General features: G+C 59.6%; 30 protein-coding genes and 2 pseudogenes. All 32 read left to right on the top strand.

Going from position 1 to position 23,233, the window contains the following annotated elements; all coding sequences use genetic code 11:
- Positions 1-9: 9 nt before the first annotated feature.
- The 32 genes and pseudogenes from SOP95_RS04215 to SOP95_RS04070 all read left to right on the top strand — a co-directional run bounded on the left by SOP95_RS04215 (position 10) and on the right by SOP95_RS04070 (position 23,179).
- Positions 10-1,320 carry a phage portal protein gene (locus SOP95_RS04215; protein ID WP_323606297.1) on the top strand — a complete coding sequence of 437 codons (1,311 nt, stop codon included), beginning with the start codon at positions 10-12 and terminating at the stop codon, positions 1,318-1,320.
- A gap of 2 nt (positions 1,321-1,322) precedes the next feature.
- Entirely contained in the window at positions 1,323-2,186 is an 864-nt protein-coding gene (locus SOP95_RS04210; protein ID WP_323606296.1) for a head maturation protease, ClpP-related, read from the top strand.
- A gap of 69 nt (positions 2,187-2,255) precedes the next feature.
- Positions 2,256-3,446: a phage major capsid protein gene (locus tag SOP95_RS04205; protein ID WP_323606295.1), complete on the top strand. Its 1,191-nt coding sequence runs from the start codon at positions 2,256-2,258 to the stop codon at positions 3,444-3,446.
- 54 nt (positions 3,447-3,500) lie between these two features.
- Positions 3,501-3,740 (top strand): hypothetical protein, encoded by a 240-nt coding sequence (locus tag SOP95_RS04200; RefSeq protein ID WP_323606294.1) that lies wholly within the window; start codon positions 3,501-3,503, stop codon positions 3,738-3,740.
- Between the two features lies 1 nt (position 3,741).
- A complete protein-coding gene (locus SOP95_RS04195; protein WP_323606293.1) occupies positions 3,742-4,083 on the top strand; it encodes a head-tail connector protein in 342 nt (113 codons plus the stop codon).
- Entirely contained in the window at positions 4,083-4,460 is a 378-nt protein-coding gene (locus SOP95_RS04190; RefSeq protein WP_323606292.1) for a phage head closure protein, read from the top strand. Before SOP95_RS04195 ends, SOP95_RS04190 begins: the two co-directional genes overlap by 1 nt.
- Entirely contained in the window at positions 4,453-4,974 is a 522-nt protein-coding gene (locus SOP95_RS04185) for a hypothetical protein (RefSeq protein WP_323606291.1), read from the top strand. Before SOP95_RS04190 ends, SOP95_RS04185 begins: the two co-directional genes overlap by 8 nt.
- A gap of 24 nt (positions 4,975-4,998) precedes the next feature.
- The gene (locus SOP95_RS04180; protein WP_323606290.1) at positions 4,999-5,607 is read left to right on the top strand and encodes a phage tail terminator protein; all 609 of its coding nucleotides are present in this window, start codon (positions 4,999-5,001) and stop codon (positions 5,605-5,607) included.
- Positions 5,604-5,816 carry a DUF2635 domain-containing protein gene (locus tag SOP95_RS04175; RefSeq protein ID WP_323606288.1) on the top strand — a complete coding sequence of 71 codons (213 nt, stop codon included), beginning with the start codon at positions 5,604-5,606 and terminating at the stop codon, positions 5,814-5,816. The genes SOP95_RS04180 and SOP95_RS04175 overlap by 4 nt, the downstream gene beginning before the upstream one ends.
- The gene (locus SOP95_RS04170; RefSeq protein WP_323606287.1) at positions 5,813-7,297 is read left to right on the top strand and encodes a phage tail sheath subtilisin-like domain-containing protein; all 1,485 of its coding nucleotides are present in this window, start codon (positions 5,813-5,815) and stop codon (positions 7,295-7,297) included. The genes SOP95_RS04175 and SOP95_RS04170 overlap by 4 nt, the downstream gene beginning before the upstream one ends.
- Positions 7,298-7,351: 54 nt before the next feature.
- Entirely contained in the window at positions 7,352-7,699 is a 348-nt protein-coding gene (locus tag SOP95_RS04165; RefSeq protein WP_274643417.1) for a phage tail tube protein, read from the top strand.
- Positions 7,696-8,022, top strand: coding sequence for a phage tail assembly protein (locus tag SOP95_RS04160; RefSeq protein ID WP_323606286.1), 327 nt, complete (start codon positions 7,696-7,698; stop codon positions 8,020-8,022). Before SOP95_RS04165 ends, SOP95_RS04160 begins: the two co-directional genes overlap by 4 nt.
- A gap of 131 nt (positions 8,023-8,153) precedes the next feature.
- Positions 8,154-10,076, top strand: a complete 1,923-nt coding sequence (locus SOP95_RS04155) for a phage tail tape measure protein (protein WP_323606285.1) — start codon at positions 8,154-8,156, stop codon at positions 10,074-10,076.
- Positions 10,073-11,332 carry a DNA circularization protein gene (locus SOP95_RS04150; protein ID WP_323606284.1) on the top strand — a complete coding sequence of 420 codons (1,260 nt, stop codon included), beginning with the start codon at positions 10,073-10,075 and terminating at the stop codon, positions 11,330-11,332. Before SOP95_RS04155 ends, SOP95_RS04150 begins: the two co-directional genes overlap by 4 nt.
- A gap of 2 nt (positions 11,333-11,334) precedes the next feature.
- Positions 11,335-12,444, top strand: coding sequence for a phage baseplate assembly protein (locus SOP95_RS04145; RefSeq protein WP_323606283.1), 1,110 nt, complete (start codon positions 11,335-11,337; stop codon positions 12,442-12,444).
- Complete coding sequence (locus SOP95_RS04140) at positions 12,441-12,956, top strand: phage baseplate assembly protein V (protein ID WP_323606282.1); 516 nt, start codon at positions 12,441-12,443, stop codon at positions 12,954-12,956. Before SOP95_RS04145 ends, SOP95_RS04140 begins: the two co-directional genes overlap by 4 nt.
- Complete coding sequence (locus SOP95_RS04135) at positions 12,953-13,339, top strand: phage GP46 family protein (protein ID WP_323606281.1); 387 nt, start codon at positions 12,953-12,955, stop codon at positions 13,337-13,339. The genes SOP95_RS04140 and SOP95_RS04135 overlap by 4 nt, the downstream gene beginning before the upstream one ends.
- Positions 13,329-14,372, top strand: a complete 1,044-nt coding sequence (locus SOP95_RS04130; protein ID WP_323606280.1) for a baseplate J/gp47 family protein — start codon at positions 13,329-13,331, stop codon at positions 14,370-14,372. The genes SOP95_RS04135 and SOP95_RS04130 overlap by 11 nt, the downstream gene beginning before the upstream one ends.
- Positions 14,363-15,007, top strand: a complete 645-nt coding sequence (locus SOP95_RS04125) for a putative phage tail protein (protein ID WP_323606279.1) — start codon at positions 14,363-14,365, stop codon at positions 15,005-15,007. The genes SOP95_RS04130 and SOP95_RS04125 overlap by 10 nt, the downstream gene beginning before the upstream one ends.
- Before the next feature lie 299 nt (positions 15,008-15,306).
- Positions 15,307-15,438: pseudogene (locus tag SOP95_RS32095) on the top strand (hypothetical protein); the annotation flags it as partial.
- Positions 15,439-15,534: 96 nt separating this feature from the next.
- Positions 15,535-15,822: a gp53-like domain-containing protein gene (locus tag SOP95_RS32090; protein WP_442967722.1), complete on the top strand. Its 288-nt coding sequence runs from the start codon at positions 15,535-15,537 to the stop codon at positions 15,820-15,822.
- Positions 15,823-15,887: 65 nt separating this feature from the next.
- Entirely contained in the window at positions 15,888-17,714 is a 1,827-nt protein-coding gene (locus SOP95_RS04115; protein ID WP_323606275.1) for an SGNH/GDSL hydrolase family protein, read from the top strand.
- A 23-nt stretch (positions 17,715-17,737) separates the two neighbouring features.
- Positions 17,738-18,502 (top strand): hypothetical protein, encoded by a 765-nt coding sequence (locus SOP95_RS04110; RefSeq protein WP_323606273.1) that lies wholly within the window; start codon positions 17,738-17,740, stop codon positions 18,500-18,502.
- A 95-nt stretch (positions 18,503-18,597) separates the two neighbouring features.
- The gene (locus SOP95_RS04105; RefSeq protein ID WP_323606272.1) at positions 18,598-19,023 is read left to right on the top strand and encodes a cell wall hydrolase; all 426 of its coding nucleotides are present in this window, start codon (positions 18,598-18,600) and stop codon (positions 19,021-19,023) included.
- A gap of 52 nt (positions 19,024-19,075) precedes the next feature.
- Complete coding sequence (locus SOP95_RS04100; protein ID WP_323606271.1) at positions 19,076-19,315, top strand: hypothetical protein; 240 nt, start codon at positions 19,076-19,078, stop codon at positions 19,313-19,315.
- Positions 19,316-19,382: 67 nt separating this feature from the next.
- Complete coding sequence (locus SOP95_RS04095) at positions 19,383-20,159, top strand: hypothetical protein (RefSeq protein ID WP_323606270.1); 777 nt, start codon at positions 19,383-19,385, stop codon at positions 20,157-20,159.
- Positions 20,160-20,526: 367 nt separating this feature from the next.
- Entirely contained in the window at positions 20,527-21,291 is a 765-nt protein-coding gene (locus tag SOP95_RS04090) for a hypothetical protein (RefSeq protein ID WP_323606269.1), read from the top strand.
- A gap of 110 nt (positions 21,292-21,401) precedes the next feature.
- Positions 21,402-21,758: a hypothetical protein gene (locus SOP95_RS04085; protein ID WP_323606268.1), complete on the top strand. Its 357-nt coding sequence runs from the start codon at positions 21,402-21,404 to the stop codon at positions 21,756-21,758.
- 5 nt (positions 21,759-21,763) lie between these two features.
- Entirely contained in the window at positions 21,764-21,922 is a 159-nt protein-coding gene (locus SOP95_RS04080) for a GIY-YIG nuclease family protein (RefSeq protein ID WP_323606267.1), read from the top strand.
- Positions 21,923-21,931: 9 nt separating this feature from the next.
- Positions 21,932-22,009, top strand: a pseudogene (locus SOP95_RS32085) (GIY-YIG nuclease family protein); the annotation flags it as partial.
- A gap of 16 nt (positions 22,010-22,025) precedes the next feature.
- Positions 22,026-22,184: a hypothetical protein gene (locus tag SOP95_RS04075; RefSeq protein WP_323606266.1), complete on the top strand. Its 159-nt coding sequence runs from the start codon at positions 22,026-22,028 to the stop codon at positions 22,182-22,184.
- A gap of 218 nt (positions 22,185-22,402) precedes the next feature.
- Positions 22,403-23,179, top strand: a complete 777-nt coding sequence (locus tag SOP95_RS04070) for a hypothetical protein (protein WP_323606264.1) — start codon at positions 22,403-22,405, stop codon at positions 23,177-23,179.
- Positions 23,180-23,233 lie beyond the last annotated feature (54 nt).

Here is a 23,233-nt window from a genome sequence, read left to right as displayed (position 1 = left end):
GGCTGATCAGTGACTAAATCATTATCGGCCGTGCTGGGCCGCGCGGCCCGCAAGCCGAGCGCGTCGCTGGGGCACACCCTGAACGAATGGATCGGTCGGCAGATCGGCTTGGGCGACGGCGGCTTTTGGGGGCAGTTCCTCGGTGGCGAATCCAGCTCGGGCAAGAACGTTACGGTCGACAACGCTATGCAGCTCTCGGCGGTTTGGTCCTGCGTCAGGATCATCTCGACGTCGGTGGCCGGCCTACCGATGGGTGTGTATCGACGCGAAGCTGACGGTGGACGCAAGGATGCCCGGGACTTTGGCCTCTACGACATCGTACATACAAGCCCCAACGAGGACATGACGGCGTTTCAATTCTGGCAGGCGATGGTTGCCGCCATGCTTCTGCGCGGAAATGCATTTGCGGAAATCTTGCGTATTGGTAACCGAGTTGTCGCCTTAGATTTCCTGCTACCGAGCCGTGTCGATTTGGAATTGGATGCGGATGGCAGGATCACTTACTGGTACCGCCCGAAAAAAGGTGCCAGGCGCCAGATCCAGCGTTCAGACATGTTGCATATCCCGGCGTTTAGCCTGGACGGGTGTGTTGGTCTTTCAGCCATCCGCTACGGCGCTGATGTTTTCGGCGCTGCAATGTCCGCGGATGATGCCGCGAATGGAACGTTCAAGAACGGGTTGCTTCCCGCGGTGGCATTTAAGGTTGATCGCGTGCTCAAGCCAGAGCAGCGAGAAGAGTTTCGCGACTATGTAAAGCAGGTGTCGGGGGCTTTGAATGCTGGGCGATCGCCAGTGCTTGAGCAGGGAATCACGCCAGAATCCATTGGGATTAACCCCGTGGATGCTCAGCTGCTCGAGTCCAGGGGGTACAGTGTTGAAGAGGTGTGCCGCTGGTTCGGCGTTCCGCCATGGATGGTTGGAAAAACGGATGCGGGCAGTAACTGGGGTACCGGGCTCGAGCAGCAGATGATTGCCTTCCTGACCTTTAGCATCAGTTCGATTACCAATCAGATTCAGCAGTGCGTTAACAAGCGATTGTTGACTCCGGCAGATCGCGTTTCGTACTACGCTGAATTTTCGCTTGAGGCATTCCTGAAAGCCGACACTGCCGGGCGCTCAGCCTGGTATAGCCAGATGACCCAGAACGGCATCATGACTCGTGACGAGTGCAGGGAAAAAGAGAACCTCCCCCGGCACGGCGGCAATGCAGGCGTGCTAACGGTTCAAACAAACTTGACCCCCATCGACAAGCTGGGCGAATCCACCGATGGCCAGGCCGCGCAGACAGCCTTGAAAAGCTGGCTCGGCCATAAGGAGTAACCATGGCACTGAATATCAATGCTCGCAGTTTCAACTGCGAGCTGAGCCCGCGCGCGCTCGATCTATGGAACCCGGATCTGCGCGCGGCCCTGGAGGCCGGTACAGACACCATTACCATGTACGGCATTATTGGTGAGGACTGGTACGGCGAGGGCGTCACTCTCAAACGCGTCGACGCAGCGCTGCGGGCCATTGGTGATAAGCCGGTCACCGTTTACATCAACTCGCCAGGTGGCGACATGTTCGAAGGCATCGCGATTTACAACCGCCTGATCGAGCATTCGCAAGAGGTCACCATCAAGGTGCTTGGCCTGGCCGCTTCGGCGGCATCCGTTATCGCCATGGCAGGCGCCAAACGTGAAGTTGCCAAGACCGCGTTCCTGATGATCCACAACTGCTGGACGTACTTCGCTGGCAACCGGCACGCCATCCGAGAGCTGGCCGATACCATGGAGGAGTTCGATCGCGCCATGATCAGCTTGTACGCAGACACCAGCGGGCAAAAGGAAGCTGCGGTAGAGAAAATGCTCGACGCCGAGACCTACATGAACGGATCTAATGCCGTCGAGAAGGGGTTCGCTACGGGTCTTATTTCCGCAACCGAGGTTGAGCAAGCGCCAAGCGAAACGGGGGCGCAGGCCCACTCAGCGCGTAAGCTCGACGCCGCACTGGCGAAGTCCGGCATGCCTCGCAGCGAACGGCGAAAACTCATTTCCGAAATCAAGACCAGCACGTCTAGCACTGCTGGCGGCGACACGCTTCGCGCTGTCGTGCCGGGCATGCCCAGCGCTGCCCTTGATGTATCCGCGTTTGAAGAAACCGCAAACCAGGCGTCAGCGCTTCGAAGTTTGTTCCCGAGCCGCTGAGCGGCTGTAACCGCACTCGATTACCTACCGCCCCTGTGGCGGTTTTTTCATTTCTGAAAGGACCAAAAAATGCCAGCTCCGGATTACGCTCAAATCGAAGCCTCCCAGAAGCAAACCCAGGCCGACCTAAAAGCGGTTGGCGATCAAATCAAAACCTATGCCGAGCGCACCGAGAAGGAAATCAAAGCTTCCGGTGAGATGCAGGCGGAAACCCGTGGCAAGGTTGATGAGCTGCTGCTCAAGCAAGGCGAGCTGCAAGCCCGTGTGCAGGAGGCGGAGCAGAAGCTGGTCAATGCTGGCAAGCTGCATGAGCCAGAAGTGCAGCAGTCTGCTGGTCACCTGGTGGCCGCCAAGATGACCGAAGAGGGCGTGACCAGTTCGTTTCGCGGCTCGCGTCGAGTCGAGGTTCCGCGCGCCGCCATCACCACCGCCACCGGCGGCGCCCTGGTCGCCCCTGACCGCGTCGGCGTGATTAATGCCCCTCAGCGCCGCCTGACTATTCGCGACTTGGTCGCGCCGGGTACCACTGGCAGCAACGCTGTTGAATACGTCCGAGAGACCGGCTTTACCAACAACGCCGCGATCGTCGGCGAAGGCTTGGCCAAGCCATACAGCGATCTGACTTTCGCGCTGGATAACGCCAACGTTCGCACCATTGCTCACCTGTTCAAAGGTAGCCGCCAGATTCTGGATGATGCCGCCGCACTGCAAAGCTACATTGACGCACGTGCGCGTTACGGGCTGCTGCTGGCCGAAGAAGCCCAACTGCTGTATGGCAACGGTACCGGCAACAACCTCAAAGGCATCATTCCTCAAGCTCAAACGTACGCTGCACCGGCCGGAATCACCGTGGCCGCCGAGCAGCGCATCGACCGCATTCGCCTGGCACTACTGCAGGCGACCTTGGCTGAGTTCCCATCGACCGGCGTGGTCCTTAACCCTATCGATTGGGCAGCGATCGAGCTCCTGAAGGACGGCGAAGGTCGTTACATCATCGGCAAGCCTCAGGACGGTACCGCGCCTCGCCTATGGAACCTGCCGGTGGTTGAAACCCAGGCCATTGTCCAAGACCAGTTCCTGGTCGGCGCCTTCAGCCTTGCCGCGCAGATCTTCGACCGTATGGGCATCGAGGTGCTCATCTCGACCGAGAACGACAAGGACTTCGAAAACAACATGGTCACCATCCGTGCAGAAGAACGCTTGGCGTTCACCGTGTACCGACCTGAAGCGTTCGTTACCGGCGACCTGACTGCCGCTTAATCCCCGATAAAAAGGCCACCGCTTGGTGGCCTTGCTCGTTTAGGAGATATCGATATGGCGCGTAATACTCCAAGCTCGCCTGTGGAAAATGACAATGCCACTGATACGTCTGTGGACACGTCTCCCGCGGGCGGAGCGGTTACTGACAACTCGATCATGATTTACCCGCTGCGAAGCTACCTGGACGGCAAAGAAATCCGCCGCCGGGGTGGTGCCGGTTATCTTTCGTCGAAGCATGACGCGACCTCGCTGATCGCTGCTGGCCTCGCGACTGATACAGATCCAAAGGCCTGATATGAACGCCATATCGACCGACGAAGCAATTCAGCATTTGCGGGCGGAGGAAGATGATCGAGCGCATGTGGAGTTGCTTTTGGCGGCGGCCGAAGACAGCGCGGCGCAGTTTCTCAATCGCCGGTTCTATGCAAATGCGGCTGCATTGGACGCCGCTGTCCTCAACGGATCTGCCGGTTTGAAACCGATCTTGATCAATCCTTCCATTCGAGCAGCGTGCTTGCTGATTTTGGGAGACCTTTACAGTAATCGCGAAGACGAGTTGGTGGGGGACGAGTTCAGCAGCATGCCTGCCGGTTCGCGGTCACTGCTGACGCCGTATCGGATAGGGTGGGGGATCTAATGGCTCGTGGCGCAAACCAGCTTCGTGAACCGCATACCGGCGAGCTCAACAGGCGTATCACCCTTCGACTCAGATCCGATGTCCCAGCTTCGGATATGGGCCTGGAACCGGTGTTTTCTGAGCCTAGAAAACGCTGGGCGAAGATAGAGCCTGTCGGGACCGCGATATACGCCCATGGAGTTCAGACAGACAACAAGCTCACTCATCGCATCACGCTGCGCTACCACCCTGGTATCACCGATGCTCATGAAATCGTTCACGGTGAGACATTGTACCGAGTGAAACGCATCGCCGACTTGAATGGGGCGCACAGATTTACAGTCCTTGAAGTTGAGGAGTTAGGCCAACTCAAGAGCGGAGGCGACATCTATGGCTAACTCCGCTTCGATTGACGGTTATCTACACGTTGAGGGTTTCGACAGCTTTGAACGAGACGCCTTCGACAAGCGAATGATTCGCGCCGGGATGCGCAAAGTTGGTCTGCTGATCACCCAGCGAGCACAGATGAATCTTGCGCTGGGCAAAGGCCAGGACGGCTATCCGGTAAATCGAACGGGCGCCACGGTTGAATCGGTAAGTTTTAAGGTTTCCCGCTCGGGTTTCCTTGTCCGTATCTCCCCGACCAAAACTTCTGCTATGGAAGAGTTTTACCCGGCTTACCTTCACTATGGGGTGAAGAAGGGTCGCAAGCTCGGAAAGCTCGCACCCGGTAAGGGGAAGGGCAAATCGAACCGCCGCGCCATTGGCGCAAGGGCTGCCGCGCTCGCTGAGCGTGCCGCCGGTGCGTGGCGAATCAAGCCTCGCGATAACTACATGGCCGATGCTTTGCAGGATTCATCATCGCAAGTTCAATCGATTCTTTCTGCTGCGTTTGCCGCTGCCCTGCGTTGATCGCTGACCCCTCCGGACACCTCTATGAAACTGAACCCGATCGTTGCTCACTTGCGAGTGACGTGCCCGTCTTTTGCCGGCCGAGTTTGCGGCGGCATCGACTGGGATGCAGTCGTCGAAAGTGCCCACCTGGCTCTCCCTGCTGCTTACGTCATTGCAACTGCTGACGCTGCGAGCTCGAGCAAAGCGCAGAACATGGTGATCCAGGAAATCACTGATCAATTCAATGTGGTGATTGTTCTGGAAGCCTCTGACGAGCGGGGGCAGGCGGACAACGACATTTTGCACGATCTCCGCGCCGAGCTCTGGCGGGCTCTGGTTGGCTGGATACCTTCCGCTGAGTACGACCCCATTGAATATGGTAAGGGCGCGCTTCTGCATATCAGTCGTGCCCGAGTGGTTTACCAGTTCACGTTCTTTTCCGGGTTCCAGCTTGGTCGCAATCGTGACGATGAGCCTGCCGAAACCTGGCAAGAATTCGAGCTCGATGGTCTGCCCGGTTTTACAGGTGTCGATGTCAACGTGGACTTTATCGACCCGGCTGACCCCAACCTGCAGCGCCCTGGCCCCGATGGTCGAGTCGAGGCGACATTCTCCGTTGAACTACCGCAACTTACTGAGGACTCTCCATGAGCCGCATGACTGTGTACCCGGCCGCGGGCCGAGTGGTGCCCGACCCTGAAGCCGGCGGCAACTTGCCCGCGGAGGGACGAGATGTCCCGCGTGACGCGTATTGGCTGCGCCGCCTCCAGGATCAAGACGTCACCCACGACGCGCCGAAAAAGGCCAAGGCCACCCCAAACCTTCCGGCTCCGGCCGCCACTGGGAGCGCTGAAGAATGACCATCAGCTTTAATTCCATCCCCAGCGATCTACGCGTGCCGCTGTTCTACGCCGAGGTCGACAATTCGCAAGCCAACAGCGGCGGTTCGAGCATGCCGCGGTTGATCGTGGCGCAGGTCAATGACGACTCTACCGCCGCGGAAATTGGCCAACTGACTCTGGTGTCGAGCCTGGGCTTGGCCAAGAGCATCGGCGGCAATGGTTCGATGCTTGCGCAGATGTATGACACCTGGCGCCGTAGCGATCCGGCCGGCGAGGTCTGGTGCCTGCCGATCAAGGCCACCGGTACCAAGGCGGCCGGCAGCGTGACCATTACCGGTTCGGCCACCGCCGGTGGAGAGCTGAATCTGTACATCGGAGGCACCCGGGTACGCGCGACCGTGACCAAGGGTGCCACCCCGACTGCGGCAGCCTCGGTGTTGGCGGCGGCGGTGAATGCCGCCGGACTGGCGGTGACGGCGGTGGCGGCGGCCGGTGTGGTGACGCTAACCTGCAAATGGTCGGGTCTGAGCGGTAACGATCTGGCGTTGCAGCTTAATCGCCTGGGCCGTAACAGCGGCGAAGCCACGCCGGCCGGCCTGACCGCAGTCGTCGCGCCGATGATTGGCGGGGTGGGCACGCCTGACGTCGCGGTGGCCTTGGCCAGCCTCGGCGATGAGCCGTTTGAGTTCATCTGTGCGCCGTGGGCCGATGCTACCTCGTTGGATGCCTGGAAGGCGTTCATGGATGACTCCAGTGGGCGCTGGAGCTGGGCTAAGCAGCTTTATGGGCATGTCTACACAGCGCAGCGCGGCACCCTCGGCGAATTGGTCGCCTTGAGCGCGACGCGCAATGATCAGCACGCAACGATTCACGGCTTTGAGGCGGCCTGCCCTGATCCTGTGTGGAACGTGGCTGCGGCCTATGCGGCGCGCACCGCAGTGTTCATCTCGGCGGACCCGGCGCGGCCAACGCAAACCGGCGAACTGGCAGGCATCACCCCGGCCCCGGCTGGTGCGCGTTTCACCCTGACGGAGCGCCAGTCGTTGTTGAATCGCGGCATTGCCACTGCCTACTTCGCCGGCGGCGCGCAGCGCATCGAGCGGGCAATCACCAGCTACCAGTTCAACGCCTTCGGCCAGGCCGATGATTCGTACCTGGACAGCGAGACGCTGCACCAGTCGGCGTTTGTCATCGGTTACCTGAAGTCGCGGGTCACCAGCAAATACGGCCGGCACAAGCTGGCCAATGACGGCACGCGCTTCGGCGCCGGCCAGTCCATAGTCACGCCGAACGTGATTCGCGCGGAAATGATCGCTGGCTACTACGCGCTGGAGCAGTTGGGCATTGTCGAGAACGCCGAGGCCTTCGCAGCCAATTTGATCGTGGAGCGCTCGGCCACCAACCCGAACCGGCTCAACGTGTTGTATCCGCCAGACCTGGTCAATCAGCTGCGGATCTTCGCGCTGCAGTACCAGTTCCGTCTGCAGTACGCGGTGTGATCCATCCAAGGTCTTTAGCCCGCCACGTGCGGGCTTTTTTGTAGGAGAGAGGCCATGGGCCAGAAAGTTGCGGGCACCGTTTACATCAAGGCAAACGGCGTTCAGTTCACCGTCACCGGCGGCGTGGAAGTGCTGCTGGGTGACAAAAAACGTGAGTCGGTGGCGCCGGGCTTTTTCAAGGAAGAAGACCTGGTGCCGTTTGTGAAGGCCACCATTGTCGATGCGCCGGATCTGCCGATCAAAGAAATCATGGCCGACACCGATGCGACGATCACCGTCGAGTTCAAGAACGGCCGCGTCTACGTGTTATCGGGCGCGTATGTGGTGGATGAGCCGACCGCCAAGGGCGATGACGGCACCATCGACATTCAATGGGACGGCAACAAAGGAGGTTTTCAATGAGCGAATTGGAAGAAGGCCAAGTGAAGGAAGCGAAGCCTTATCAACTGGCAGCGCCGATTCAGGCGCATGACCAGGAAGTGCTGGAAGTCACTTTGCGCCGGCCGACGGTGGCCGAGGTGCGTGCGATCAAGGCGCTGCCGTACAAGATCGACAAAAACGAGGAGGTCACCCTCGACATGGAGGTGGCGGCCAAATACATCGCGGTCTGTGCAGGAATTCCGTCGCCGTCGGTGAACCAGCTGGACCTCTACGACTTGAACAACCTGGGCTGGGCTGTGACGGGTTTTTTCATGACTGCGGCATCGAAGACGTCGAAGGCCTGATTGCCGTGGTGTACGACCTGGCTTTCTTCTGGAAGGTCGGGCCCGAGCAGATGATGGCGCTGCCACTGGATACGTTTGCCGAGTCGTTGGCGAACGCCCAGCGCATTAATCAAATTCCGCAGGGGTAGGGTATGGCCGACAAGTTTCAACTCAAGGCACTGATCACCGGTGTGGACAAGCTGTCGCCGACCCTGGCCGGTATCCGCAAAAACGTCGCCGGCTTTCGCAAGGGGCTGGAGCGTACGGGGCTAGGCAAGATTGGCTTTAGCGACATCGTGACCGGGGGGGCTTTGGCCGCCCCGTTTATTGCCGGCGCGGCGGCGGCGATTCAGTTTGAGACGGCCATGGCGGACGTGAAGAAGGTGGTCAACTTCGACACCCCGGTGCAGTTTAAACAGATGGGTGACGACATTGGCAAGCTGTCCGAGCGTCTGCCCATGGCCGCCAATGATATCGCCAAGATCGTCGCGGCTGGTGGTCAGTCGGGCATTGCCCGTGAGGAACTGCTGGGCTTTGCTGAAGCGGCGGTGAAGATGGGCATTGCCTTCGACCAGACAGCCGATGAGTCGGGTGACATGATGGCGAAGTGGCGCACCTCGTTCAAACTGACCCAGGGCGATGTAGAAACGCTCGCGGACAAGATCAACTACCTGGGCAACACCGGCCCGGCCAACACCAAGCAGATTTCCGACATCGTCACCCGCATCGGCCCGCTGGGCGAAATTGCCGGTCTTGCCTCCGGGCAGATCGCTGCGCTCGGCGCGACCATGGCGGGCGTCGGGGTGGAGCAGGACGTAGCGGCCACCGGCATCAAGAACTTCATGCTGGCCATGACCAAGGGCTCGGCGGCGACCAAGGACCAAGCACTGGCCTTTAAGGCCTTGCGCCTGGATTCCAAGACGTTGGCCAAGGCCATGCAAACCGATGCGCAGGGGGCGGTGCTGGACATCCTCGACCGCATCAAACGCGTCGACAAGGACAAGCAGGCGGGGTTGCTCTCGGAACTGTTTGGCACCGAGTCGATCACCGCGATTGCGCCGCTGTTGACCAACCTGGATCTGCTCAAAGGCAACTTGCAAAAGGTCGCGGATGCGCAGAAATACAGCGGCTCAATGGAAAACGAGTACGCCTCTCGCGCGGCGACCACCGCCAACAACTTGCAACTGTTGCGCAATGCCGTGGCCAGTGTGGCGCGGGCCGTCGGCAGTGCCTTGTTGCCGGGAATTAATGCGGTGGTCGACGGCCTGCGGCCGATGATGTCCGGAATCGCGGACTTGATTCAGCACAACCCGCAGTTGGTCAAAGGCATCGCCATGGCGGCCGGTGCCTTCACCGCACTGCGCATTGCCGTGTTCGCGGCCACCGTGGCCACCCGGATCCTGGGTGTCGCATTTGCCGCAACACCGGTGGGCATCATCGCCGTGGCCATTGCCGCTGCGGCCGGCCTGATCGTAGCCAATTGGGAAACGGTTGGGCCGTTCTTCACCGCCTTGTGGGAATTGATCAAGGCGCTGGCCACGCCGTTTATGGACTTCATGAAAACAGTCTTTGACTGGTCTCCGCTGGGCCAGATCGTCAAGCACTGGTCGCCGATCACTACCTTCTTCAAAGGCCTGTGGGAGGGAGTCAAACCGTACCTGCAGCCGATTCTCAGCATGTTTGGGGTGGAGGATGGCGGGGGCGGCCTGACCGCCAAAGTCGCCAGTTATGCCGAGGAACAACGTCAGCGCAATGCCGGCGCCGGTGGCGGCACCGGGGCGTTCCTGCAGGCCAATGCGGTGAGCGTGGCGAGGAATCTGCAGAGCGAACGCAGCCTGACCCAGCCCGGCCTCGCGCCGGGGCAGCTGTTGCGTCCGCCAGGGCTGCCGGCGCCGGGCGCCTTGCTGCAGTCGGGGCACGCGAATAACCGCACGCAGTTGGAAGGCGGTCTGGTGATGCGCTTTGAGAACGCTCCGGCCGGCTTTCGGGTCGATCCGGGGACGACCAATCAACCTGGGCTGTCGATCACGCCGAAAGTGGGCTACCGCTCGCTGTCAGGGAGTAAGCCGGAATGAGTGAATGGCGCGACCGTAAACAAGGCGCCTCCTTTCGGGGGGTGCCGTTCCAGGTGGACACCGACAGCGTACCTGTCGGTCGGCGGACTCAGTTGCATGAGTTCCCGCAGCGCGATCAACCCTTTGTCGAAGACCTGGGGCGGTGCACCCGGCACTACAAGTTCACCGGGTTTGTCGCCGGGGACGATTGCCTGGCGCAGCGCGATCGCCTGCTAACGGCGCTGGACAAGGCCGGCTCGGGAGAGTTGGTGCACCCGTGGTTTGGCCGCCTCACCGTCACCGCTGGCGAGTGTGAGGTGTCGCATGCGCGTAACGAGCAGGGCGTGGTGCGCTTCAGCCTGGAGTTTATCGACGGCATGCTGGCCTTCCCGGTGCAGTCGCCGAATACCCGCCGGCAACTGGCGGGGCAGGCCCCGAGCCTCCTAGCCTCGATCAAGGGCCGCTTCAACGCGGCGATGGCGCCGGTGGACTTGGCGCGGCAGCGGGCCAGCGCGCTGCGCTCGGCGCTGGCGGGGGCGATGGGCTATGCCTTGAAGTTCCTGCAGCCGGCGTCCAGCTTGGGTACCGACCTCAACGGCCTGGTGGCCTCGCTGAGGAATGGGCCGGGGGCGTTTGCCGACAATCTGCTGGCCGGGATTAGCGGCCTGTCGCGTGCGTTCGGCGGCTACGGCTCCAGCAGTTCGTTCCAGGGCAGTAGCGCCAAGGCGACGCAGGTGGCGGCGTTATCGGCCTCGGCGCCGGCCACCGAAGACATCGATGTGGCGACGATTCAGGCTGCGGTGATTGCCCTGGTGCAGGACGCGGCGCTGCTGGATCTGCTCCTGGACATGGCGGAGGTGCCGGTGGCGATCCGTCCGGGGGTGAGCGCGCCGGCGGCGCTCGACGTGCAACTCGCGCAACATGGGCCGACGGTGGCCGCCGGTACCGCGGTAGAAACGGCGGTGCCAGTCGCCGAGGATGTCCTGGTCGTGCGTGACGCGATCAGCGAGGCGTTGTGGTCGGTGGCTGGCGAGAGCCCGTCGGATCATTTCGGCACGCTGAGCGAGGCGCGTCAGGCTGTGGATCGGCACTTGACGGAAGTGGCGCGCAGCGGCGTGGGTCTGCGCCGTTACGCACCGGCCGAAACCATGTCCGCCCTTGTGCTGGCCCATGCGCTGTATGGCGATGCCTTGCGCGGCGGGGAAATTGTCGAGCGTAACCGTGTGCGTCATCCGGGCTTTGTGCCGGCCACCGATCTGCAAGTAGCGAAGGCCTGACCATGGATCAGCTGAATAACGTCACCCTGAGCGTAGGTGGGCACGACTACGGCGGTTGGAAAGCCGTCAGCATCGGCGCCGGCCTGGAACGCCAGGCGCGCAACTTTAGCCTGGGCATCACCTGGCGCTGGCCGGGCAGCGGGGAGGTTCCGGTGCGGATTGCCCAGGGCGAAGCGGTGGAGGTGCGCATTGGCCAGGAGCTGCTGTTGACCGGTTATGTGGACAGCACGCCGATTCGCTACGACGACAAGGAAGTCACCCTGAGCATCAGCGGGCGCTCGCGCACCGCGGACCTGGTGGACTGCGCGGCGGTCAATCAGCCGGGGCAGTGGCGCGGGCAAAACGTGCAACAGATCATCGCGGCGATTGCCGCTGAATACGATATCAAGGTGGTCAATGACGCGGCGCTGACCCTGGGCGTGGACGACCACAGCATCGAGCCGGGGGAAACGGCGTTTGAAAGCATCGACCGCTTGTTGACCCTGTCGCGGCTGTTTAGCACCGACGATGGCCAGGGCCGCCTGGTGATTGCCAAGCCGGGCAGCGCCGGGCGGGCGGTCGACACCCTGGTGCTGGGCAAGAACCTGCTGTCGGGGGACGCCGCCCTGGACTTTTCCGGGGTGTTTTCCGAATACATCAGCAAGGGTCAGCGCAGCGGGTCCGACGTCAGTTTTGGCGCGGAGGCCAGCGAGGTCGAGGCACGGATCGCCGACGCGCGGATCTCCCGCCGGCGGGTCAAGATCATTCAGCAATCCGGGCAGCTGACCAGCAAGCTGGCCCGTGAGCGGGTCGAGTGGGAGCGGGCCACGGCGGTCGGCAAGGCCTTGACCGTCAACTACGTGATCCAAGGCTGGCGGCAAAGCAACGACGCGCTGTGGCGGCACAACATGCTGGTGCGGGTGGTCGACCCCTTGATCGGTCTGGACCGCGACATGCTGATCAGTGAAATCAGTTATGAGCTGAGCGAGCAGGGCACCACGGCCAAAATTATCGTGGCCCCGCCCGAGGCCTTTTTGCCGGAGCCGAATGACGCTTACGAGAAGCGCAAAGTCCAGAAGGGCAAGAAAACAGACAACTTTGAATACCTCATTCCAGCGGACTACAAACCATGAAAAACGGCATTGCGAACATGCTGGCACGCGGGGTGGTGGCCTTGGGCAACTCGGCCAGCAAGCTGCAAAGCCTGCAGATGCGGTTGTTGGCCGGCGAGGTCAAAGATAACGTGGAGCACTTGGAGCCCTATGGCTTTACCGCCTGCCCGCTGCCGGGAGCCGAGGCGCTGGCGGCCTTCATCGGTAACGACCGCAGCCACGGGGTGGTGGTCGTGGTGGCGGACCGGCGCTTTCGCCTGCAGGGCCTGAAGCCGGGCGAGGTGGCCCTGTACACCGACGAGGGCGACCGGATTCATTTCAAGCGCGGGCGCATCCTCGACATTGAAACCGAGACCCTGAACATCAAGGCCAGCGCGTCGGTGAACTTCGATACGCCGCTGATCACCAGCACCGGGCGTATCGAGTCGCAGGGCGATCAGATCGCCGCCGGCATCAGCCAGATCAATCACCCGCACGGCGACGTGCAACCCGGCAGTGGCCAGAGCGGGCCGCCGCTCGGAGGTAGCGCATGAGCCGCGAGGAACTGTTGCGCCGCTCCGTGACCATCAGCCTGTTCACTTGGCGCCGCGCCGGGCCGGATGACGCGGTGGACGACAGCGACCGCAAGGGCTGGTGGGGCGACTGCCTGCCCTCGGTGGCCGGCGACCAGATCGGCTCGCGCCTGTGGCTGTTGGCGCGACGCACGCTGGTCGCGCAGACGCTGCTGGATGCCCAGGCCTACGCCGAAGAAGCACTGGCCTGGCTGCTTGAGGACGGCATTGTCACCGCGGTGGGCGTTACGCCCGAGCGCCGGGGCAACGACCGGATGAACTTGCGGGTGACGCTGACCGAACAGAACGGCGCCACCGTGGAGCTGGACTTTGAGAACACCTGGGGGCTGATCAATGCCGTATGAGATTCCAACGCTGCCGGCGCTGACCCAGCGCACCGAGGCCGATTTTGAGCGCAATGCCCCGGATGCCTTGCGCCGCGCCGATGCCAAGGTGGCGGCCCGCGCGCTGAGCGGTACTGCCTTCGAGCTGTACGGTTATCAAGACTGGATTTCCCGTCAGTCCAACCCGGCGACCTGTGATGAAGAGATGCTGTTGCGCTGGGCCGAGTGGCGCCTGGAAGGCGGGCGCACACCAGCCGTGGCGGCCAAGGGCTTGGCCTCGGTGACCGGCTCCAGCGGTGCCCTGGTCGATGTCGATCAGGCCTACCGGTCTGACGATGGTCGGCGCTATGTGGTGGCGCAAGCCGTCAAGCTGGTGAATGGCGCCGCCACCTTGCAGTTGGTCGCCGAAGAGGTCGGCAGCCTGGGCAACATCGAGGCCGGCAACCTGACGGCGGTGACGCCGGTGCTGGGTGTGAATCCCACGGCCAGCATCGGCGCCGATGGCATCGTCGGCGGCGCCGAACTGGAGGGCCTGGAAGCCTTGCGCGGGCGGGTGCAGGCCGCGTTTAAAAACCCCAGCAAGGTCGGCAACGGCGCCGACTTTGTCGAGTGGGCCTTGGAGGTGCCGGGCGTCACTCGCGCCTGGGCGTTGCCGCGCTGGATGGGGCCGGGCACGTTTGGCCTGGCCTTTGTGCGTGACGGCGATCCCGACATCATCCCGACGCCGGCGCAGGTCGCCGAAGTCCAGGCGCACCTGGAACAACGCCGCCCGGTGACGGCCGAGGTGTATGCCGTGGCGCCGGTGGCGCGGGCGATTCACTTCAGCCTGCGTCTGGTGCCGGATGGCCTGGCCCTGCGTGAGGCGGTCAAGCAGGCGCTGCGCGGGCTGATCGTCGACGAAGGCGGGCCGGGGCAGACCCTGAAAATCTCCCGGCTGCGGGCGGCGATCAGCAACACCCCAGGGGAAGCCGACCATGTGTTGAGTGTGCCGGCGGCCGATGTGTCGATGGCGGCCAATGAGGTGGCGGTACCGGGGGTGATGACATGGCTATGAGCGAGGCGGACTACGTCGACAAGCTGCGGCAAATGCTGCCGCCGGGCCCGGCCTTCGATCTGGAGCTGGAGCCGGATTGGGCGCAGCTGGTGGCGGCGCTGGCGCCGGAACTGGCGCGGATCGAGGCCGGTGGCGAGGCCTTGTTGCTGGAGTTGAATCCGGCCACGGCCACCGCCCTATTGCCGGACTGGGAGGCCTACCTCGGCCTGCCCGATGTCTGCACCGTACCGGGCTCGCAAACCCTGGAGGAGCGCCGCCAGGCGGTCCTCGACAAGCTGACCGCGACCGGGGCCCCGCAGCTGAGTTACTACCGCAAGCTGGCCAATCAGGTCGGACTCGCCGCCGATATCGAGGAGTTCCGTCTGCCGCGGGTGGGGCCGACGAATGCCGGCGATTTCCTGTATGGCGATGGCTGGCCCTGGGGCTGGATCGCCTCGGTGCCGCTGGAGGCCTATGGCACGCCCGAGGCGGCGGCGCTGGATTGCCGCCTACAGCGTGATGCGCCGGAGTACACCGACGTGAGGCTGGCCTTCGGGCGCTCGCAGTTCGACGGCATTGCGCTGAAGGTGGACGAACTGTTTACCGCCATTCATTACACCCTGCCGGCCGCCGTCGCGGGGATCGAGGAACTTTAAACATGCAGAGAATTTCAGCCTGGTCTGATCTGGTCACGCCGGACGGGCAGTTTCGTTATGGTTCGCTGGCCCTGGGGATTCCCCCGACGCCGCTGTCGGCGGAATGGTTGAACATGCTGCAGGAGGAACTGGCGCATGTCGTGCAGACCTACCTCCCGGGGCTGGACAAGAACGACAACACGCAGCTGCTCAAGGCCATCCAGAAGTTCGGTTTGGCTTATGCCGTGAAGTCGACCACCCTGGCCGGTTATGGTATCGGCGATGCCTACACCAAAGCGCAAACGGACGCGCTGTTGACGGCCAAAGCCAATTGGGGGGCCACCCTGGCGGCGTACGGCATCACCAACGCCTATACCAAGCCTGAAGCGGATTGGCTGCTGTCACAAAAAGCCAATAACGCCATCACCTTGGCTGGTTATGGGATCAACGATGCCTACACCCAAACGGCCGTAAATGCGCTGTTGGCGGCCAAGCAAACGCAAATAGACGGCCTGGCCTCGACCAAGCAAGACAAAAACACTGCGTTGATGGCGGCCAATGGTTGGCGTCTGGATAAGGCCACGGGGTTACTGGAGCAGTGGGGGACTGGGGTTTGTCCGGCGGACACCACCACCGCGCCCATTAACTTCCCCACGGCTTTTGCCGAGGTCTACAACTGCTTCGGAAACAAGATCAACACCAACTCGGTGGACGGCGATGGCAACGCCGCTGGCGCGTTTGCCACCAGCGCAACGCAGTATCAGCTGTTCAATGATACGAACCTGATGGCAGTCACCGTGCATTGGCGCGCCCTTGGCCGGGCGCCCGGCTATTGATCGCCAGATTCGTCAGATTCACCCAACCCGCTACGGCGGGTTTTTTATTGCTCAAGGAAAAGTAAATGACTGAAGTCGCAGCGCTTGAAGGCTATGCGGGGATGTTTTCCGAGGCCGCCCAAAAATCAACGACGGCGGCGGCAAAACAGCATGAGTTCGTCAATGGCGATGCCTTGACGGATGTGGCCACCGAATCAGGACCGTTGCCGTCCTTGGCCAAGCAGGCACGGCTGTTTGCCCAATCGCTGCCGGATGCGGTTGCTGTGCTCAGTGCCCAGGCATCCAGTGGCAAGATTTTCTCGACGTTTCTCGAAGGCCGTACCGCGACGGCCTTGAACCAGTATTTTTGGATGGCCCCAGCCGGCTCGGGTCTGACCCGCGTGGCGCTGTTTCAGAAGACCAGCGACACCACGCAGTCGTTGGTGTTTACCTGGGCCACGGGCAACGAGGTCGATAGCCTGGTGCAACCCACCACGTCGATGGCGGCCGAGGTCGAGTATCTGTCGTTGGCTGATCCTGAGGGTGGCCAGCTGGTGCGCTTGACCAGCGAAGTACTTGAAACCCTGCTCTTTCGGATTGCGACGGGACAGGCCACCGTCATCGGTGACGGGGAAGGCGGTGCGTTGCTGTACGCCGATGATGAGCAGGTGCGTTTAGGCGGTTTGGAGATGCGTCCAGCCTCGATGCCGGGGATCTATGTCACCGACCCCGAAGGCGGGGTGCATCAGGATCTGACCGGCGCGAGCACGGAAGCAGCGCCGGTGTTATCACCGTTTGATAATGGCTTGCTGTTTGCGCCGGTGTTGGCCACCGGGCCGTTGCGTGACGCCACGCTGTATGTGGACGGGTTGTTGCCGAATCGTGCCTTGGTCGAGCAGACGCAGATGTCTCTGTCCAGTTCTTCAGGCCTGGCCTGTGCCGCGGGACGTTCGCTGTCGTTCAACGCGGTGCGCTTTGGCAGTGACGCCATGCTGACATTGCGTGACCGCGCCCAGCCTAGCGATCACCGCTTCATGAAGCTGACGCTGAAAGCGGTTCCGGTGCAGAACCCGGTGGTATCGGTGAAGATCCTGTTCATCGGCGACAGCATTGGTAATCGCCAGGGCGGCACGTTCTTGCGGCAATACCTGGAGGAGATGGGCTTTGCTCCGACGTTCTTGGGGACGCTACCCGGTACGGCCGTGGCCACCGCGAGCACGGCGGACAATGGCGAGCTGGGTGAGTGCCGCGAGGGTTGGGAAACCGGGGACTTTACTTATGCGATCACGGATCGAGTGGGCAAGGTGCTGCCGGGCGAAGAGGCGGCCTACATGGCTTTGGGCAAACAGGAACGTTGGCCGATCAATCCGTTTTTGCGGGTGGCCACCGGGGCCGACTCGGCCGACATTGTGCGCAATGGTTATGTGTTCGACCCGGCCTTCTATCAGCAGCGTTTCGGCCTGGCGACCCCCGATGTGGTGATCATCACCCTGGGCACCAACGATGTGCGCGACCGCACGGCGGCGACCGTTTATGACCACGTGCTGGCCAACGACACCTTGATGCTGCAGCAGATCAAAGCAGCCTGGCCAAACGCAAAAATCATCCGCTCGGTGCCCGGCACGTCGCTCAACGTGACGCGCAATGGCCTGTGGCAAACCCATTACACCCCGGTCATTCGAGCCATGCAGCAGGCGGCCAGCAACCTGGCCTACAGCAAGCTGACCATTGCCCCGCTGTGGGCCATGACTGACCCCGAAAGCGGCTACGCGGTGCCGGCGACCGCACCCGGCAGTGACGGTTTTATCAGTGGCGACTGGTCGGACGCGGTCCATCCGGTGGGATCTTCCCGTTCGGCCTTGTACGCCGCATTGGCGCCGTACGTGGCGGCCGCTGCAATCAACCTCATCTAAGCCTTCAACAAGGAACACATCCCATGGGTATCAAACTGATTTCGAACAACACGCTGGCCCCTTGGAACAGCAAGGTGGTCCCGCCGGTCAGTCGTGGCCTTGAAGGCTGGTTTAACTTCGACACGGACGCGGGGCGCTTTGGTTGTAACCGTGCCTTAGGCAAGCCCGATGCCAACATCATCGGCGCGCCGGTGGCCTTTGCCACGCACGGCCGCTTCAAAGGCTTGAGCAACTACCTGCAGACCAAGATCGCCGAAACCGACGAAGTTACTCTGATCGTGGTCGGCAAGGCGGCGGCTGCCATTCCGGCTGGTGCGTCGACGACTGGCGATGCGAATACGCCGTTTTACGTGGGCAACTATCGCGGCAACTCGGTCACGCCTGGCGTGACGGGTTCGGCCTACGGCGCTTCGCTATACCATGTGGCCACTGCATCGCTGACGGGCGGAGCGGCCCGCGAAAACGGAACGGGTGGCGCCACGTCCTCGGTCAACAGCGTGTTGGGTGAGGTGCCTACCGAGTGGGGCATTCGCGTGCTGCGGGCCAGCTCGGCTATGTATACCAAAACGCAGAACCTGACGAAAAACCTGATGAGCCAGGGTAACGATCTGCGTGCCCGCGCGCTGTCTGATTCGTTGTTCCGCATCGGTAGTGGTACCGCCGCGTTTGGTGCCGAAGTGGATATCTCGGCGGTGATCATTCACTCCGTAGTGCTGACAGATGACGAGCTGGCCAAGCAGGTGGAGATTGCGCGCAAGCGCATGGCCCGCTTGGGCATCGTCGTTTAAACCCAGCGCCCTGTCCTGAGCCGCCGATAGCGGCTTTTTTGTACCTGGTTTTGAGTCCGCCCGCGCGCGGGCTTTTTTTCGTCTGGAGAATTGTCATGACAACAACCGAGAAAGATCGCGACGTCCTCGCTCGCACACTCTGGGGTGAGGCTCGTGGCGAAAGCCTCATTGGCCTGATCGCTGTGGCCTGGACCATTCGCAATCGCGTGAACGATGGCAAGGCAAAGTCCTGGTGGGGGGAGGGCTACACCGGTGTTTGCCAGAAGCCCTATCAGTTCAGCTGTTGGAACAAGAACGATCCTAATTACGCCTACCTTGGCGGCGCCAAGCCCATCCCGTTTCGCGAGTTTGCCCAAGCGCAGATCGCTGCTGACCAGGTAATTGCCGGCAAAGTGCCGGATCCCACAGGCGGCGCCACGCATTATCACGCGACCACCATGGTCAAGCCTCCGACTTGGATTGTAGGAGCGAAACGGACCACGACGCTCGGCCGCCACGTATTCTTCAAAGATGTTCCATGATGGACGTATACCACTACTCTCTAGCCGATCGGTCAAATAAAAAGGTGGTGGAATGGATGGTGTAGAACTGAGCTCAAAGATTGAGCGTGAAGTTGACAAGCTGCTTGCCCAGATCACCCAGGCGGATTCGATGATTGTTGCGGTGAAAGCGGACGCACGCGCTGAGGGGTTTGTGCTTGGCTCAGAATCCGCCCGCACGCTGAGTGAGGCGATCATTGATCGGCTCTATGTCATCTTCGATTCACCGACTGAAGGGCGGCTGAGATCGCTGGCCATGTCATCTTGCATGTAGCGAACACGAGTTGAATGCTTCCTCCCCTTTTTGCTATCAAGACGACCTCTTTCAGGAAGCTTACGAAATGGATAGCACTCAACAAGCCTTGGCTGATGCTTACCGCGATGTACTTGCAGACCTACCGCAGCACTGGCTCGACTGTAGTCGATCCCACGAAGGGGAATACGCCAAGCTCTCTGGCCTTTTTCTCCCCGGAACCTCGCTTGGATTCCATTGCGCACCGCAGAGGATTTTGTTGGTCGGGCGTGAAACCAGAGGTTGGAGTGTGTTGAAAGGCGATGACAAATTCGAGAACCTGGAGACATACATCTGCAAAGCTATGGCTAAACAGCAAGATCACCTCTCCAAATTCATATCAGAGCCCAAAGATCGAGGCGAAAGCTTCTTCAACCTGCTACGCGACCTAGCCAACGATCACGGTACGCAAGGCATCGCATGGGCAAATTTGTTCAGTTTCGCTTGGAATAAAAAGTCTCCGATGCGCTGGAAGCATTTTGCGAAGTTATTGGAGATTTCGGAGCAATTGCTCAAAGTCCAAATAAGCATTTTGCAGCCCGATATCATTGTCTTCGCTAACGGCGCCAGTAGTGCGAAGTATCGCCAAGGTTATTTTCCCCATAAGGGGAAATCCAGTGTATGTAGCGAGCTGAGTGACTTTTCCAAGCAGAGGATCCCGATTAATCAACTGTGGCGATTCAAGCTACACCAGCGCATTCAATGCTTTCGAATCCAGCACCCGAGCAGCATTAGCATACCTTCTCGTGCGGCGCGTCGGTTTTTGCTGGAGCAGTTGCGCGTTGGGGTGGCAGGCGGGGTGAGGTCTATTCGTTCGCCTGGATAACCGTTTAGTCTAAATAGTCGACTGAGCGGCTTTGGCCGATAGTTGCTCGTCACGGTCGATCGCTCTGGCTGGATAGTCGGTCACTGCCGGAGGTTCTGCGATCGACTCCGTTTCGTCTACGCAGCCTTAAGTCATACACGGAATGTTTAACTCCAACGAACCAATCAGGCAATCGCCCCTTGGGTGCTGATAGCGGCCGTGGTAAAGCTCCACGCACCGCGAGCGATAGCCCCGTAGTTTCACCTTCATCGGGCACTGCCTCCGCACTTCTTGCAGGTTGGCAGTTGGTATAGCTTTGAGCTAAAGGTTTTTTGCTATCAGCCGATATCTGGACTGATGGTCCCTTGGCTCACTGGATGAACAGCCGATGAAAGCAATATTGCGCAAGTGCAAAATAGAAGACTTTAACTATGTTTCTCGCGTTCTGGACAACTATGTATCTCTGACTAATGATTCGCGGCGCAAGGAGTTGCTCGCCCAAGCTGAGAACAGTGCCGCCGCGAAAGAAGCGTTGGTTGAGCTGATGGATAAACAAATTCGCTATTTTGGCTCATCAGATGTGGCCTATCTTGCACGGTCGCTTTTCAATAGCGATGGCGGCGTTTCAGCAAGCGAGTTGATTTCTGAAGTATGCGTCAAATCTAAAGTTAAAATTAAGCTGGGTGGCTCAGTGGAGTCACGGTTGGAGAAGCTTGTCACAGCCGTCGTCGAAAAGGAACTTCTGAGTAAGTCGCCTGAAGAACTGGCCAAAGCTTTCAAAGAGATGGGCATTGAGGATATTGACCGCGAGAAGGTAATGGAACATCTGAAAAGTAATGGGAAGGTCGCTATCCTGCCCATAATTTTCCAGATTCTTGGCCCTAAAGTTGCGTTGGGTATCATTGAAGTCATCATCATTAGCATCATTGCTCAGATTATTGGTCGCGAAGCGGCCAAGGCTCTAGTCCAAGAGATGGTTAAACGCAATCCGTGGCTTAATACTCTCGGCCCGTGGATGTGGGCGTTATCTGCGGCGTGGCTCGCTTTTGACGTGCAAGGCCCGGCCTACCGTAAGACCGTTCCTATCTGCCTATATCTCGGTGTGGTAGGGCTGCGTGACGGAGCAGAGACTTCAATTACTGATTTGGCTTAAAAGGATTACAGAGGCTTGTAGATCTGGCTGGTGGTGAGGATCATCTGCCATAGCCTGGGTTTTGTGGGGCACCGGCCGTTCAAGCCATAAAAAAGTGCACGTATAGCAAAATGGGCAATCAACCAGAGGCGGCGACAGCGCAAGTTATTATGCCAGCGGGTACAATGCCTTCCCATCTATTTGCCATGAGTTCGGCTATGACACGCCATTGGTCTGAAGACCCCTACTGGACGGAGGCTGCTGATCGCTTCTACGAGCTTCGCGAAGAAGGGACGAAGCAGCTCGTCATTGACCTCGATGCCATTGACGAGACGCTATACGATTGGGATGGTCCAGCATACCGAGCGCTTGAGGCCATGCTGTCGGTGCACGAGCATGAAGGCATGGATGGGTTCCGCGGGGCTCCACGAATTGTCCTGGCACTGCTGCAGATACTCAGCGAGCAAGACCGCAACACTAAGAAATAAACTCCATGCCCAGACTCATTTACGTGCTGAAAAACGAGGCCATGCCCGGTCTTGTGAAAATCGGACTCACCACTGATACCGTCGAATCCGGCATTTCCAATCTAAGTTCCAGCACTGGAGTGCCGCTGCCGTACGAGTGCCACTTTTCCGCCGAAATACCGTAGGAGGTCAATCTGGTCAAGCTGGAGAGGGCCCTCCACCAGCTATTCGCCGAACACCGCATAAACCCAAAGCGGGAGTTCTTCAAGGTGGAGCCCAGAGAAGGTCGTGCTGGCACTCAGCATCGGCACCTTAAAGGAAGTCACGCCAGGCAAAGTCGACATCGACCCCATCGAAGTGAAAGCCATGGAAAAGGCGAAGGAGCAGCAGCTTCAGTTGTACAGTCGTATGGGTCACAGCTTTCTGAAGTCGTCGAGCGACGGGTAATGGCAGATAGCAGCCTCTTTCGAACTGGGCGGCAACCGGCAAAAATTGGACGGTGGACACAGTGATGGCAAATGAGTAGTGTCGCGGATGCTGATATTGAATCTAGAGGGTAGCGGGGGTTACCATAATGCGTGTCAAGTCTCTCCTCAAGCAATGTCACATTGCCGCGACAACCTCTAAGCTAAACAACGACTAGCCGGGCGCAAAAGGGAGACTTTATGCCAAGTTTTGTATGGGATAGAGACACAGAAGATGCATGGAATGAACCCTATGAGTACGGGGGGCAAGAGCAATTTCATCGAGAGGCTTTTAAAGTCCTACTGTCAATAAAGTCTCACTATGCTGAAAAGGATATGCATTATGATCGAGATGAAAAAACCCTCGACAAAGCGATCTGGCTAATACAAATAGATGCCTTAGAAGCGCTAGTGGATGCCTTGCAGTTAACGGAGGAAAAGAGACATCGAGTTGCCTCACGCCTATTTCGTGATGCAGTAGAGACAATGGATATTTCGGCCTACTTTTATTTTGCTGGTGATAGTGCAAGGAAAGATCTTGAAAAATGGTATAATAATGAAGTAATTCCACATAGGGTTTTTAGAGAATTCATAAAGAAATTCGAGTGCCAGGATAAAGCTAAAAACTTAAGTGGCCTGTACAGCGACCTTAGCAAGTACACACATAGGACGCATAGCGCTATAACTAAGAGCTATTTGCTAGGCAGGAACAATAAAATTGCCTATGATGGTTTTTCTGAGAGCGGTTTTAGAGTGCTTCCACACGTCATATCTCTTTCGTACGCAATAATTGCAGCGTTAATCAAAAGATTCATCACGATTGCTGAAAATACCCAGCAAATTGACTCTGCCAAAGTTCGCGATATTTGGTCGATTTCATTGGAGGAAGAGACAGTTCCAAGACGCTTTGGCCCTGGCCCAAGGCAATTACTAAGAAGCGCTCCTATAGAGTTTGATCTAAAATTTAATGAGGGCTAACTGAGTCATCCCAAGTTTTGTAGATACTTTGAGTGTCTGCTTTTGGTCGAGAGC

The sequence above is a fragment of the Pseudomonas sp. YuFO8 genome, assembly GCF_035065025.1.
GTDB classification, from domain to species: domain Bacteria; phylum Pseudomonadota; class Gammaproteobacteria; order Pseudomonadales; family Pseudomonadaceae; genus Aquipseudomonas; species Aquipseudomonas putida_AE.
The sequence above is the reverse complement of the archived record's forward strand: the minus strand, read 5'-3'. Positions and strand labels throughout refer to the sequence as shown.

Coding starts and splice junctions, on each gene's coding strand:
- SOP95_RS04195 (WP_323606293.1), top strand. CDS start 3,742: ATGAACGCCATATCGACCGACGAAGCAATTCAGCATTTGCGGGCGGAG.
- SOP95_RS04140 (WP_323606282.1), top strand. CDS start 12,441: ATGAAAAACGGCATTGCGAACATGCTGGCACGCGGGGTGGTGGCCTTG.
- SOP95_RS04090 (WP_323606269.1), top strand. CDS start 20,527: ATGAAAGCAATATTGCGCAAGTGCAAAATAGAAGACTTTAACTATGTT.
- SOP95_RS04165 (WP_274643417.1), top strand. CDS start 7,352: ATGGGCCAGAAAGTTGCGGGCACCGTTTACATCAAGGCAAACGGCGTT.
- SOP95_RS04125 (WP_323606279.1), top strand. CDS start 14,363: ATGGCTATGAGCGAGGCGGACTACGTCGACAAGCTGCGGCAAATGCTG.
- SOP95_RS04100 (WP_323606271.1), top strand. CDS start 19,076: ATGGATGGTGTAGAACTGAGCTCAAAGATTGAGCGTGAAGTTGACAAG.
- SOP95_RS04115 (WP_323606275.1), top strand. CDS start 15,888: ATGACTGAAGTCGCAGCGCTTGAAGGCTATGCGGGGATGTTTTCCGAG.
- SOP95_RS04145 (WP_323606283.1), top strand. CDS start 11,335: ATGGATCAGCTGAATAACGTCACCCTGAGCGTAGGTGGGCACGACTAC.
- SOP95_RS04095 (WP_323606270.1), top strand. CDS start 19,383: ATGGATAGCACTCAACAAGCCTTGGCTGATGCTTACCGCGATGTACTT.
- SOP95_RS04150 (WP_323606284.1), top strand. CDS start 10,073: ATGAGTGAATGGCGCGACCGTAAACAAGGCGCCTCCTTTCGGGGGGTG.
- SOP95_RS04135 (WP_323606281.1), top strand. CDS start 12,953: ATGAGCCGCGAGGAACTGTTGCGCCGCTCCGTGACCATCAGCCTGTTC.
- SOP95_RS04130 (WP_323606280.1), top strand. CDS start 13,329: ATGCCGTATGAGATTCCAACGCTGCCGGCGCTGACCCAGCGCACCGAG.
- SOP95_RS04170 (WP_323606287.1), top strand. CDS start 5,813: ATGACCATCAGCTTTAATTCCATCCCCAGCGATCTACGCGTGCCGCTG.
- SOP95_RS04160 (WP_323606286.1), top strand. CDS start 7,696: ATGAGCGAATTGGAAGAAGGCCAAGTGAAGGAAGCGAAGCCTTATCAA.
- SOP95_RS04175 (WP_323606288.1), top strand. CDS start 5,604: ATGAGCCGCATGACTGTGTACCCGGCCGCGGGCCGAGTGGTGCCCGAC.
- SOP95_RS04085 (WP_323606268.1), top strand. CDS start 21,402: ATGGGCAATCAACCAGAGGCGGCGACAGCGCAAGTTATTATGCCAGCG.
- SOP95_RS04180 (WP_323606290.1), top strand. CDS start 4,999: ATGAAACTGAACCCGATCGTTGCTCACTTGCGAGTGACGTGCCCGTCT.
- SOP95_RS04190 (WP_323606292.1), top strand. CDS start 4,083: ATGGCTCGTGGCGCAAACCAGCTTCGTGAACCGCATACCGGCGAGCTC.
- SOP95_RS04070 (WP_323606264.1), top strand. CDS start 22,403: ATGCCAAGTTTTGTATGGGATAGAGACACAGAAGATGCATGGAATGAA.
- SOP95_RS04205 (WP_323606295.1), top strand. CDS start 2,256: ATGCCAGCTCCGGATTACGCTCAAATCGAAGCCTCCCAGAAGCAAACC.
- SOP95_RS04105 (WP_323606272.1), top strand. CDS start 18,598: ATGACAACAACCGAGAAAGATCGCGACGTCCTCGCTCGCACACTCTGG.
- SOP95_RS04155 (WP_323606285.1), top strand. CDS start 8,154: ATGGCCGACAAGTTTCAACTCAAGGCACTGATCACCGGTGTGGACAAG.
- SOP95_RS04185 (WP_323606291.1), top strand. CDS start 4,453: ATGGCTAACTCCGCTTCGATTGACGGTTATCTACACGTTGAGGGTTTC.
- SOP95_RS04200 (WP_323606294.1), top strand. CDS start 3,501: ATGGCGCGTAATACTCCAAGCTCGCCTGTGGAAAATGACAATGCCACT.
- SOP95_RS04210 (WP_323606296.1), top strand. CDS start 1,323: ATGGCACTGAATATCAATGCTCGCAGTTTCAACTGCGAGCTGAGCCCG.
- SOP95_RS04110 (WP_323606273.1), top strand. CDS start 17,738: ATGGGTATCAAACTGATTTCGAACAACACGCTGGCCCCTTGGAACAGC.
- SOP95_RS32090 (WP_442967722.1), top strand. CDS start 15,535: ATGGCGGCCAATGGTTGGCGTCTGGATAAGGCCACGGGGTTACTGGAG.
- SOP95_RS04080 (WP_323606267.1), top strand. CDS start 21,764: ATGCCCAGACTCATTTACGTGCTGAAAAACGAGGCCATGCCCGGTCTT.